The following is a 12,228-nucleotide window of genomic DNA, read 5'->3' as shown; positions in this document are numbered from 1 at the left end:
TGGTGGCGAGAGTGACAAACCCTCAGTAGCTGTCTTCCTGCTCTGCCTTAATCCGTGCCTGACGGGCATAAGCCTCCTCTTCAGCACTGGCGATCTCGTCAAGCACGGCATCGAGATCAATGGCCTCCCGGCTCTCCTCGAACTGACCGGTCAGCTCGCTCTGGGGCGTGAGCTTGCCGTCCTCGTAAAGCGCCCACATCTCTCCGGCGTAGTTCGTTTTGAGCAGCTCGGGGGCATACATGCCGTAGTAGTTGCGCATGTTGTTGACGTCACGCTCCAGCATGGCTCTGGCCTGATTGTTGGCGGCCGCATCCACCACCTGCGGCAGATCGATGATCACGGGCCCCTGCTCATCCACCAGCACGTTGAACTCGGAAAGATCGCCGTGAATAAGACCGGCGCAGAGCATGCGTACCACATACCCAATCACCTTGGCGTGATCCGCCAGCGCCTGCTCATGGCTGAGAGCCACGTCGTTGAGGCGGGGTGCCACATTGCCATCGGCATCGGTGACCAGCTCCATCAACAACACGCCATCGAGACAGACATAGGGCTTGGGCACCCGCACGCCAGCTGCCGCCAACTTGAACAGGGCATCCACCTCGGTGCTCTGCCACACCTCTTCGTGCTGCTTGCGACCGTACTTGGAGCCCTTCTCCATGGCGCGGGCGCTGCGGCTGTTGCGCACCCGGCGCCCCTCCTGATAGACCACCGCCTGCTTGAAGCTGCGCTTGGACGCCTCCTTGTATACCTTGGCGCAGCGAGTTTCGTCGCCACAGCGCACCACGTAGACATCGGCCTCTTTACCGCTCATCAACCGGCTGATGACCTCGTCAACCAGGCCGTCATCAACCAGGGGTTGGATTCGATTTGGAACTTTCATGACCGCCCTTTCACTCTCTCTGCCCGTTGCAAAATTGTCTGTTGCACGTCCACCTGCCCATTTTTCTGTCCGGACACTCAGTTATCCACTGCCTGCCCGCTGTTTGTCCATCTTCCGGCACTGAAAATTCCCCTCCGGGCGAGCCACGGCAACAAAAATGGCCCGCAAGCGGGCCAGTTCAACTCAGGGCTCGGGGGGTAATCCCTGGCGGATCCGCTGGATCCCCGCCTCATAGAGGCCATCCGGCCCCTCCTGATGCTCCTGAGTTTCGAAAATCTTGAGAAACCACATGTACTGTTCGGGGTGCCGAGTCACCTGCTGTTCCACCATGCGGTTCATGGCGACCACATCCGCCATCGCATCCGCAGTGGGGTAAGGATCGAATGGTGGTTCAATCTCCAGCAGATAGCAGCCGGCATCCTCGTCATAGCTGGCGAAGATGGGCACCGCCTTGGCGCCGGTCAGCTTCACCAGCTTGGGTAGCGCCGGCAGGGTCGCTTTGGGATGGCCAAAGAAGGGGGCGAAGACGCTCGCCTCCCGACCATGATCCTGATCCGGCAGGTAGAAGAAGCTGGCACCGCCGCGCACGGACTTGATCGCCGGCTTGATGCCTACGCTGCGCTCATACACCTTGCCCCCCTTGGCCCGCTCCCGGTTGATATACCAGTCGAACACCTCATCCTTGGCGCTCTTCATCATGGTGCACATGCTCATCCCCTGTAGCGGGAAGTAGCGCCCCAGCATGTCCACTGACCATGTGTGGGGAACGACCAGGATCACCGGTCGGCCAGCGGTACGCTCCGCCTCGATATGCTCCCAGCCGCTCACCTTGATGTTGCGCAGCAGGTGCGCCGGACTGCGCCAGGTCAGCTCGCCAAAGCCCATAAAGGTTTTGAGGCCGACCCGGATTGATTTGAGCAGCAGGGCTGCGCGGGCCGCCTCATCCAGCTCGGGAAAACAGATCTTGAGGTTGGTATCGGCGATATAGGCCTGCTTTTTCGAAAAACGCAGCAGAGTGGGCGCCACCAGATTGGCAAAGCCGTCCCGCACGCGCGCCGGGATGAATGCAAGCAGGGAGAGCAACCCCAGCGCACACCAGCTACCCCACCATTTGGGGTGGAGCAGACGGGGATGAAATGTGGTGTCAAATACCGGATCTAATGGGGACATGTCAGCCATCAAGTCATGAAAAACAAACGGTTATTGTAGTTATCCTGACATTTTTTTCTACCCTGTGCCCCTTGGCTCCCATTCGCAGAGGTGATGGCCATCCCACTCGGGATCAAAAAATGGCCCTCTCGGGGCCATTTTTATCGAGCAAGCGCAACGGCTGCCGCCAGACTGCGCGCGATCAGGCGTAAGGAGAAAGCCCCTGACGAATGCGCTGGATGCCCGCCTCGTAGAGACCATCGAGCCCCTCCTGATCCTCACGGGTATCGAAGATCTTGAGGAACCACATGTACTGGCCGGGATGACGGGTCAGCTGCTGCTGCACCGTGTCGTTCATCCGGCAGGTATCGGCCATTACATCCGCAGTGGGGTAATTATCGAACGGCGCTTCGATCTCCAACCGATAGCAGTGATTCTCTTCGTCATAGCAGGCCAGCAGCGGCACCGCCTTGGCGCCACTCACCTCCACCAGCCGCGACAGCGCCGGCAAGGTGGCTTTCGAGTGGCCAAAGAAGGGGGCGAAGATACTCTTCTCGCGACCATGATCCTGATCCGGCAGATAGAAGAAGCTGCGACCACTCTTGATGGTACGGATCACCGCCTTGATACCGGCGCTGCGCTCATATACACGGCAACCATTTTTGGCGCGGGCCCGGTTGAGGTGCCAGTCAAAGACCGGGTTGCGCGCCCGCTTCATCATGGTGCACATGGGCACCCCACGGCGGGTAAAGCAGTAACCGGCGGCATCCACCGGCCAGGTATGGGGTACCACCAGGATCACCGGCCGACCAGCCGCCTGCTCCGCTTCAATATGTTCCCAGCCACTCACCTGCATCCGGCTCATCAGATAACGCTCGCTGCGCATGGTGAACTCGCCGAAGCCAAGCAGGCTCTTGAGCCCCACCCGGATCGAGGTCAATGCGATGGCGTCGCGCTCGGCCGGACTCTTGTGCGGAAAGCAGATCTCCAGATTGGTTCTGGCGATATAGAGCTGTTTTTTCGAGATACGAAACACTAGCGGGGCCAGCCCCTCGGCCAACCGGTCGCGCAGACGCACCGGAACAAACGCAAGCACCATCAACACACCGAGTGCCAGCCAGCTGAACCAGTAACGGGGGTGAAGGAAACGAACTTCAAAAGCGGGGTTGAACAGGGGATCTTGGGGGGACATGATTCACGGTTTACGTCAAAAAGGTGGTGTATTGTAGACGCCCTGACAGGTAATACCAGTTAAATCCGCTATATCACACACGATAGGAAGTTTCGTACGACAGAAGTGGCGAAAAGGTAAAAAAATGCCCCGCATGGCGGGGCATTTTACTTATTACACAACCAGCGGGTGGCTCTTTGTCCATCTATCGTATGACTGGTCGTTTATCCCGTCGCTCCCAGAGCGCACTGCTTATCCATTTTCCGACGTCGCATCTTCAAGATTTAACGATGAGCTCCCTGGCGGGCAATGCCGCGGTTCATTTCCGCATCACGCTGCGGCAGAAAAAACATCAGGTAACGCAGGGCCACATAACCGACGATGACGGTGGCCACCCCCAGCTCGAAGTGGGCCAGCAGGCGGATCTGCTCGACATAGTGAGCGCTCTGCTCAAACCCTTCCACCAGATGAGCCACTTTGAACAGGGCGGTGGCACCGATCACCAGCGGGAAGGTAAAGGCGGCATAACCCGGCGAGAAGGGCAGACGCAGCAGTTTGATGAAGGCCAGATAGATGATGCCGGTCATCAGGATCGCGATACCAAACAGCATGGCCACCAGCAGCAGGGAGGGATCCTGGCTGACAGTCAGGTAGCCGGCCAGCGAGAGACTTGCCGGCGCCGCCAGAATAGCGATGGTCGGTTTGGCTGCATCCGGGACTTCGTGGCTGAAGATGAGGCGATAGAGCATCAGCGGCAGCATCAGACCGTAGCAGATGACCCCGAACCAGAGCAGCACGTTGGCCAGCGGCGCAAACTGACCGCCCGGGAAGGCGACATCAGCCACGATGATCCCGACCGGCGGTACGAACCAGCTCGGCACCATGTGGTGGATCTCGAACTCTTTGGCGCGATGCCAGATAAAGGTAGCCAGGAACAACAGGTGAACAGCCACGGCAAACAGCCAGAGCGCTTCACCCGCTTGCGGAGCAAGCATAGTGAGCGCTTTGGAGACCACCATAGTGCCCATGGCATAGGTCGGCACTACGCTACCAACTACCGGGTGTGCCAGATCCTGCATCAGCAGGTTCGGGTGGAACAAAAACTTGAAGGTAAGGATCACCAGCAGCACGGCGGCAATAGCGGCGCCCAGCAGCTGCATCCGTCCATCGAAGTGACCTGCATTCTCCCAACACCAACCGAGACTGGCAATGCCCAGCGCCAGACCCGCCATGGGGGTTGGCGCAGCAGCCAGGGATTTACGGGTTCTTGCGATCATGATGACACCTTTCTATTGATGACTATGGCGATAGGATAATGGCCCCTTCTCGTTTACGATATCTAAATGAATTGAATCACTCATTCAGGATTACCAAACACGATGAAACTGACCCTGCAACAGCTGAAGGTGTTCGCCACCATCGCCCGCTATGGCAACCTTGGCCTGGCTGCCAACGAACTCTGTCTGAGCAAGGGGGCCGTCTCCCAGTCACTGCAGGAGTTGGAGCGCCAGCTCGCCACGCCGCTGTTTGATCGCATCCACCCCAGATTGCAACTCAACAACGAGGGGCGCCTGCTGCAACCGGCCGCCGAAGAGCTGTTGACCCGGATGCAGGATATCGAAAACCTGTTTCGTGCCGATGCCGAGCCGAGCGGCCAGCTGCGTCTTGGCGCCAGCCAGACCATCGGCAACTACCTGCTCCCCACCCTGCTCGCCACCAGCAAGCAGGAGCTGGGGCTCCCCCCCAAGGTGACCATCAACAATACCCATCTGCTCTGCCACGCACTCGCCAACTTCGAGCTGGATATGGCACTGATCGAGGGGGAAAACCACCATCCCGATCTCGTCACCGAACCCTGGCTGCAGGACGAGATGCTGGTGATCGCCCACCCTGATCACCCGCTGGCCAATCAGGTGGCTCTCTCTCTCTCCCGACTGGGTGGTGAGACCTGGGTGCTGCGTGAACCCCAATCTGGCAGCCGCGAACAGTTTATCCGCCAGATCCAGCCCGGCCTGCCCAACTGGCAACCAGGCCTTGAGCTCAACACCCTGGAATCCGTGATGCTGGCGGTGGAGAAGGGGCTCGGCATCTCTTTCATCTCCCGCCTCGCCGCCTCGGATCGTCTGGCTGATGGCCGGCTGGTCGCCCTGCCCCTCACCCGCCGCTTCCCGCGCCAGCTCTCCCTTATCTGGCACAAGCAGAAGTACCACTCCGCTTCCCTGCGCCACTTTATTCACTTCTGCCGGGCTCAGCTGAACGATGCCGAGGTGATCAGCGCGGAGTAACGCACGATCATAACGCCGCAGACAAACCGGCACACCAACTGCTGAAAGGCACAAAGCAAAGAGGGAGCCACGGCTCCCTCCCTTTTATTTGCTCGCTGAGTATCACTTCGCCAGGCTGCGCAACCAGCTGATCTCCTCGCCCCAGATGGACTCGTCGATGGTCTCGAGGATCAGCGGAATGCGATCAAAACGGTCATCGTTCATGATGTGGTGGAATACCGCCTCCCCCAGATTCCCCTCGCGCAGGCTGTGGTGGCGATCGACCCGACTGCCGAAGGTGCACTTGGCGCCGTTGATATGCATCCCCTTGAGATACTGAAAACCCACCGTGCGGTCGAACTCGGCAAAGACAGTGGCGCAGCTCTCGGCGGTGCGCAGATCATAACCCGCAGCAAAGGCGTGGCAGGTATCGAAGCAGATCCCGACCCGGCTCTTGTCCTCCACCCCCTCGATAATGGTGGCGAGGTGCTCGAACGACCAGCCGAGATTGGTCCCCTGCCCGGCGGTATTTTCGATGACCGCCGTCACCCCTTCACTGCGCTCCAGCGCCCAGTTGATGGATTCACTCACCAGCTTGAGGCTGGCCGCCTCGGGGATCTGTTTGAGATGGCTGCCGGGATGAAAATTCAGATAACACAGCCCCAGCTGCTCGCAGCGCTTCATCTCATCGAGAAACGCATCGCGGGATTTGGCGAGGCCATCGGGATCCGGGTGACCCAGATTGATGAGGTAGCTGTCGTGGGGCAGGATCTGCTCCGGCAGAAAACCGGCCTTGTCGCAGGCCGCCTTGAAGGCGCGGATGGTGGCATCCGACAAGGGGGCCGCCTGCCACTGACGCTGATTCTTGGTAAAAAGCGCAAATGCGTTGGCCCCGATGGCCTGGGCGCGGGCGATGCAGTTTTCCACCCCGCCAGATGCGCTGACGTGGGCTCCAATATATTTCATAACGTCTCCTCAGTGAGGAGCTATTATGCCGTCTCTCCCGATAGATGCCAAAACGCGGTGACACTTTGTAACGCCCTTCCCGACACGCTCACCCTGAATATGAGTAGGGGCGCGGTGTGATAACTCAATCTGGTCATGCCTTCTATCGGTTGAAATGGTACTTTTTGTATGGAGATGATATTCACCTGCCAGTTGCCCGTACAAGAGAATGGTTATAGTGCGCAAATTGTGAAACAAACGGACCCCATATAGCGTCATTTATCGTATTCATAGGGAAAACCAATAAGAGAATACAAGTAATATACTCCATTTCCCCAGGACACATTCACCTTGCCCCTGACTAAAGGTAAAACAATTAAAAATGTGTATACCCCCCCTAACTAATAGTGTCATCAGGCGATAAGCTGATTAATGCGCCCTTATACTCTCTAGTAGATAATTTATTTAATGAAGTAACCTACAGGAAGCCAATCACCACTATCTTTACTCAAAGTAATAGTCTCACTAGCAGATCCAGCATACTCAAACTTGGTAATAAACTGTATGATCATGTACTTCCCATCAGGTCTACCAGGAAGGCACTCTGATTTCTCCAGTGCAATCTCAGAACGTAGAACAACCATACCTAAAGGATGACGAAACTTGTCCAATGCATCATGCCATTGAGAGACAGAGAGCTCAGATTTGAATGCATTATCAGTTAATTCGTAGCTTTGGTTATAATATCCAGCATCAACGGTTTCAAGCCATGCTCTCGCTACTGATAGTGCATCATTTTCTTGAGCTGCAACAAAAAATGAAACCAAACAAGTAAAAGTAACAAGCCCCTTTTTCACCTTAAACTCTTTTATTATATTCGTGCATTCTGGGCAACAAGGAAGCCTCCTATTTAGGTCTGCAACCCGGTAGCACTTGGAGCAAGCCTAATGGCTTATCCCAAGAAACCGACAAATCCTGACGATGGTCAGCCTTGCGAACTGCTACAACAAGAAGACTCACAGGATTGCGTTGCTCGCTTTTTTAAAATGGAAATTCCGTAGTCCTTTTTCAGTTCTTCAACAACAGCTTCAAAAAATTCGGCCTTTAGCCTCATTTGCTCCAACTGTTGCTCGAGCTCCTTGATGCGCTGCTCAGCTGTCTGCTTGTCGAGATACGACATGACGTTGCTCCTGCCGGTTTTCCTGAATGGGTAAAAAGGCTAGTGCTTGCAAGCAGGCTAGCCTTTTCGTTCAGATCGTTCTGCGACAGTTTAAAAGTCTGTGGGATATAGTGCAGTCTACGTTTTACACCTGCCCCATCTTGGCCACCTCCAGCTTAAGAAGAAGGTATAAACCATACGAAGGGCCAGATATTAAATAAAAAATGTGGTCATAGGAGTGCGAACCCGATTATAGAACAGCTTCCCTACCATACTATTTGCAACTACCCTATGACCACCAAAGCCGTCGCTACGAAAATTGCCAGATTACCAGACCAGAGGAACCAAGGGTTGGCTCGACAAAAGACGTAGTGGCAAAGGACGGCACTACTTACATCTCGAGCACAGGTGTTAGCTCGATATCAAAAACTTGCGTTTCCATTATCTTGAAAATTATCAAGATTAGACTTATCGGCGCTAACTGTGAACAGCCAGATGCCTGTTTAGGTGAAATCTCGACATAATTTTCTTAAACTCTTTGATATCTTCTGCATGAAGCGTCAAAGCCCAATGGGCACGGTGTTCACCATAATCCAGTCCACCAGTGTAAATAATCGTATGATTTTGAATGCGTAGTTGGTTTCGATGAGCCTCCATCTGCAGGCCTATCTCAGGAAACCAAATGTGCAATGCTCCTGATGTAGTAAATGTAAATTGAGCAACTTGCTCATTTTCCCCTGCAAGCCTAAATGTCTTTTCAAAAACCTGGATTTGCATAGCAGCTCCTAGTTGTTGTCAACATCTAATTTTCATTCTATGCATTGACTACAATGGGATCTAGCCATTTAGGCTTCAGCACGTCATTATCAGAATATTCCGAATCAGTATGCGCTAAAATTAAAATAGTAAGACTAGCTTTCCATTATTTATATGATCTATTTTCCCAGGGCGTTTAGGGAAGGTGGGAACGTGACTCATGCTGAACCTCATCCACGAAACCGACGGGGACTCGTTCGATAAGAAAATGACTTGTTCGTATCTTCCCCCAATCACCCAGCCACAGTGTCATAACAAGCAGTGTGAAGGGATGAGGCGAAGAGTCTTTTTGGGGAGGGAGAATATGCCGTACATCAGACCCGAACTGTTTACAGCACCGGGATATTGGCACGTCTACCAAGAAAAGCGCAGCTGACACATAGAGAACCGTATCAGCTGCGCCATAGCTATGCCTCAATGCTTCTGATGGCGGGTGCTCATCCAGCCTATCTGGCCAAGCAACTTGGTCACAAAGACTGGGGTATGATCCGCACCATTTATGCTCAGTGGGTTAGCAAGGACAACCCTAATTACAGGAATGAACTGGCTGAAAAACTGGGTGTTGTTGACCCATATATGACCCACGAGCAACAGGCCAAAGCATAAGGCATTGAACCTAAATGGTTTTATGCCTTAAAACGGCATCTTGAACCCTGGCGGCAATTGCATGCCACCGGTCAGTTCGCCCATCTTGGTCTTGTTCTGCTCTTCCACACGACGCACGGCATCGTTGCAAGCGGCGGCAACCAGATCTTCCAGCAGCTCCTTGTCATCTTCCATCAGGGAGGGATCGATCTCGATGCGACGTACGCTGTGGCTACCGGTCATGGTGACCTTGACCATGCCGGCACCGGCTTCACCGGTCACTTCCATCTGGGCAAGCTGCTCTTGCATCTTCTGCATACGCTCTTGCATCTGCTGGGCCTGTTTCATCAGGTTACCCATTCCACCTTTACCAAACATATGTCGTCTCTCGTCTTGAAATCCGGCATCCAGCGCCGGGCTGTGGGCTTGTCTGTCCTAGATGGGGACAGCCAAACTGCTTTTCAACCGGGAGCCAGCTCCCGGCCACGGAATTTAGCGGTTGAGGGGCTCGATGCTCTCGTGATGGAGCACGGCACCAAACCGCTGAACTAAAAACTGTACGTTGGGATCCTGCTCCAGATCCCGGGTCACCTGCTCGCGTACCCCGAGATAAAGGCGGTGTTCGATCTCGAGGGGGGTCTCCTTGTCAGGCACCACACCAAGCGTCACCTCGACCTGCACCGGTTGACCCAGCGCAGGCCCGATGATCTCGGCCAGATCGGCGCGCGCCTTGTCGCTCACCAGATGGCGCTGCTCGGGCTTGAGAGTCAGCAACACCTTGTCCCCCTCACGCGTCATCACCGAGTTGATGGCGAGCTGGCGCAGCCGACCGCCTACCTGGGTGTGAGCAATCAGCTCGGCCCACGAGTCACCACAACCATTGAGCAGTGAGGAAGGGATAAGGCGGGTCGCCTCCCCCTCTTGCGGCTCCTCAGAGCTCTCAAGCTCGTCCCAATCAATGGTCTCCATCACTGGCTGGGCGAGCTCGCTCTGCGCCACAGGGGCAGCCGCCACCGTCGTGGTCATCGGCTGGGTCGCAGGAGCAGGGGCCACTGCAGGCTCAGTGACACTGCGCTCACCAGGTCGATAGCTCGGCTGCCCAGCCAGATCCCAGGGTGGCAGGTCGGTTGGCTGTACAGGCTGGGTAGCGGGAGCCGCTGTGCGATTGGGCGTACTGCGGGCAGGCTCAGGCACGGGCGAGGCCATAAAGCTCTGGCTGAGGTACTCCTCGTAATCCCCGTTATCACCCGCCTCGTCATAATTTTCGGCGTAGAGATCCACCGGCGGCTGCTCGCCAAACTGGACCATGGCGGGGCCACTCGGGGTGGCAGTTTGGCTGATAGCAGGCGACGGCGCACTCTGCGGCTGAGGTGCTGGCGCAGAGGCAACTGCCTGACGAGCTGGCGCAACTGGCACCGCCCGAGGAGCAGGAGCAGCTGCGCTGCTCTCTCCACGCTGGCGACTACGCAGCATATTGCGTTTGCCAAGCAGGCTTTGCATGCTCGATACCGCAGATACAGGTTCGGGCGCTTCCGAAGCAGATGCAGCCGGAACGCTATCCATCTGTACAGACGTCATCTGTGCAGGCGCCATCTCTGCAGCGGCCATCTGCGCAGTGTCGGTTGGTACCGATGGGTTCGGGTTTGCAGCAGCCCCCTCCCCCCAGCTCGCAGTATCAACCGCCATGCTGCTATTCGCGCCAGAGAGCGGGGCCGACTCGGCCTGATAACCCATACCGGCCGCCTCGCGCAGCAACTCATCCTGCTGGCTAAAGAGCTGGGCGGCTTGCGCCTCCTCTTCACCGCTCTCCTCATCCTGGCCGGTTACCTCGGTCGTGGCCGTCATGGCATCGGCAGAAGCAGTCTGTGCAGGGGGTGGAGTATGAGTTGCAGGCTCAGCGGCCGGGCGCTTTCCCAGCAGCGTCGGGGCTGCCCCCATCCCCGTGCTGGCCGAGCCAGTCATGGATGGGGGAAGCGCCGTCAGCGTGGCGGGGTGCAATACCTCGCGCCGTGGCGAGAAGGCGAGCATCCGCAGGCAAGTCATCTCCAGCGCGGTGCGGCCATCGGGTGCCCAGGGCAGATCTTTGCGGCCACCCAGCACAATCTGGTAGCAGAGCTGCACCTCTTCCGGGCTCATCGCCTTGGCCAGTTGCAGCAGGGAGTCGGCATCCGCTCCCTGCTCCTGCACGCTGGCAGGCAGCAGCTGCGCCATGGCGATGCGATGCAGCAACCCTTCGAGCTCGGCGTGGAGCTGATCAAAATCGGGGCCAAGGGTGGCGATCTCGCTGATCTTGGCCATGGTCGCCGGCGCATCCTGCCGCAAAATGGCTTCCAGCAGCTGGTGCAGATGACGGTGATCGAGCGTGCCCAACATCGTCAGCACGCTGTCGAGGCGGACGCTGCCGTTGCCGTGCGCCAGCGCCTGATCGGTCAGGCTCAGGGCATCGCGCATGCTGCCGTCGGCCGCCTTGGCCAGCGCCAACAGGGCGCGCGGCTCAAAGGGTTGTCCCTCCTGATCCAGCACCCATTCGAGCTGCTTGGCGATCTGGGTCTGATCAAGACTCTTCAGATGAAACTGCAGGCAGCGCGAGAGAATGGTGATCGGCAGCTTCTGCGGATCCGTGGTGGCCAGCAGAAACTTCACATAGGGGGGCGGCTCTTCCAGGGTTTTCAGCAGCGCGTTGAAGCTGTGACGCGACAGCATGTGCACTTCGTCGATGAGATAGACCTTGAAGCGGCCACGGGCCGGACGGTATTGCACGTTGTCGAGCAGCTCGCGGGTATCTTCCACCTTGGTGCGGGACGCCGCATCGATCTCCAGCAGGTCGACAAAGTTGCCCTGATCGATCTCGCGGCAGGTATCGCAGACGCCACACGGATGGCTGCTGATTCCCTGCTCGCAGTTGAGGCTCTTGGCCAGAATACGGGCAATGGTGGTTTTGCCGACGCCGCGGGTGCCGCTCAGCAGATAGGCGTGATGCAGCCGTCCCTGATCCAGGGCGTTGGTCAGGGCAGTCAGCACATGTTGCTGACCAACCACTTGTTCAAACGTATGGGGGCGCCATTTACGCGCCAGAACCTGATAGCTCATAAATCCATCATGCAGGGAAGACAGGGCATTGAGGCCGGATGCTAACACAAATGGACGGGAGGCTGTATCGGCTATCGGTCAGAGCGGGAGGGATCGCTTGAATTTCAAACCGATGCCCGCACGGGCACCGGTTTGGAGGCTGGCAACAGGCTGACGATAGCAGCCT

The 12,228-nt window shown here is 56.8% G+C and carries 11 protein-coding genes and 1 pseudogene; 2 read left to right on the top strand and 10 right to left on the bottom strand.

Translation table 11 applies throughout. The features are described from left to right. Positions 1-22 precede the first annotated feature (22 nt). The 4 genes from I6L40_RS11975 to I6L40_RS11960 form a co-directional block, all read right to left on the bottom strand. Complete coding sequence (locus I6L40_RS11975) at positions 23-883, bottom strand: PA4780 family RIO1-like protein kinase (RefSeq protein WP_216994310.1); 861 nt, start codon at positions 881-883, stop codon at positions 23-25. A gap of 183 nt (positions 884-1,066) precedes the next feature. Continuing rightward, positions 1,067-2,062, bottom strand: a complete 996-nt coding sequence (locus I6L40_RS11970) for a lipid A biosynthesis acyltransferase (protein WP_071909934.1) — start codon at positions 2,060-2,062, stop codon at positions 1,067-1,069. Positions 2,063-2,234: 172 nt separating this feature from the next. Then, on the bottom strand, positions 2,235-3,224 hold the full coding sequence (gene lpxM, locus I6L40_RS11965; protein ID WP_071909932.1) for a lauroyl-Kdo(2)-lipid IV(A) myristoyltransferase: 990 nt from the start codon (positions 3,222-3,224) through the stop codon (positions 2,235-2,237). 263 nt (positions 3,225-3,487) lie between these two features. Next, entirely contained in the window at positions 3,488-4,480 is a 993-nt protein-coding gene (locus I6L40_RS11960; protein WP_071909930.1) for a TDT family transporter, read from the bottom strand. A gap of 102 nt (positions 4,481-4,582) precedes the next feature. Between I6L40_RS11960 and I6L40_RS11955 the strand changes: the two genes are divergently transcribed. Beyond that, entirely contained in the window at positions 4,583-5,488 is a 906-nt protein-coding gene (locus I6L40_RS11955; RefSeq protein WP_071909928.1) for a LysR substrate-binding domain-containing protein, read from the top strand. 102 nt (positions 5,489-5,590) lie between these two features. Here the strand turns inward: I6L40_RS11955 and nfo are convergent, their stop codons facing one another. The 4 genes and pseudogenes from nfo to I6L40_RS11935 all read right to left on the bottom strand — a co-directional run bounded on the left by nfo (position 5,591) and on the right by I6L40_RS11935 (position 8,348). Next, positions 5,591-6,433 (bottom strand): deoxyribonuclease IV, encoded by an 843-nt coding sequence (gene nfo / locus I6L40_RS11950; RefSeq protein WP_043850477.1) that lies wholly within the window; start codon positions 6,431-6,433, stop codon positions 5,591-5,593. 440 nt (positions 6,434-6,873) lie between these two features. Beyond that, positions 6,874-7,269, bottom strand: a complete 396-nt coding sequence (locus I6L40_RS11945) for a DUF4019 domain-containing protein (protein ID WP_071909924.1) — start codon at positions 7,267-7,269, stop codon at positions 6,874-6,876. 179 nt (positions 7,270-7,448) lie between these two features. Beyond that, positions 7,449-7,571, bottom strand: a pseudogene (locus tag I6L40_RS21040) (IS3 family transposase); the annotation flags it as partial. A gap of 477 nt (positions 7,572-8,048) precedes the next feature. Beyond that, a complete protein-coding gene (locus I6L40_RS11935; RefSeq protein ID WP_071909920.1) occupies positions 8,049-8,348 on the bottom strand; it encodes a hypothetical protein in 300 nt (99 codons plus the stop codon). 384 nt (positions 8,349-8,732) lie between these two features. Between I6L40_RS11935 and I6L40_RS11930 the strand changes: the two genes are divergently transcribed. Further along, positions 8,733-8,993: a tyrosine-type recombinase/integrase gene (locus tag I6L40_RS11930; RefSeq protein WP_071909918.1), complete on the top strand. Its 261-nt coding sequence runs from the start codon at positions 8,733-8,735 to the stop codon at positions 8,991-8,993. A 27-nt stretch (positions 8,994-9,020) separates the two neighbouring features. Here I6L40_RS11930 and I6L40_RS11925 read toward each other — a convergent pair whose 3' ends face one another. Continuing rightward, positions 9,021-9,350: a YbaB/EbfC family nucleoid-associated protein gene (locus I6L40_RS11925; protein WP_041210739.1), complete on the bottom strand. Its 330-nt coding sequence runs from the start codon at positions 9,348-9,350 to the stop codon at positions 9,021-9,023. Between the two features lie 114 nt (positions 9,351-9,464). Beyond that, positions 9,465-12,062: a DNA polymerase III subunit gamma/tau gene (gene dnaX / locus I6L40_RS11920; protein WP_071909916.1), complete on the bottom strand. Its 2,598-nt coding sequence runs from the start codon at positions 12,060-12,062 to the stop codon at positions 9,465-9,467. Positions 12,063-12,228 lie beyond the last annotated feature (166 nt).

Source organism: Aeromonas sp. FDAARGOS 1410 (assembly GCF_019048745.1).
Taxonomy (GTDB): Bacteria; Pseudomonadota; Gammaproteobacteria; order Enterobacterales; family Aeromonadaceae; genus Aeromonas; species Aeromonas jandaei.
Note: the sequence above shows the minus strand (reverse complement) of the source record. Positions and strands in the feature narration are given on the sequence as shown.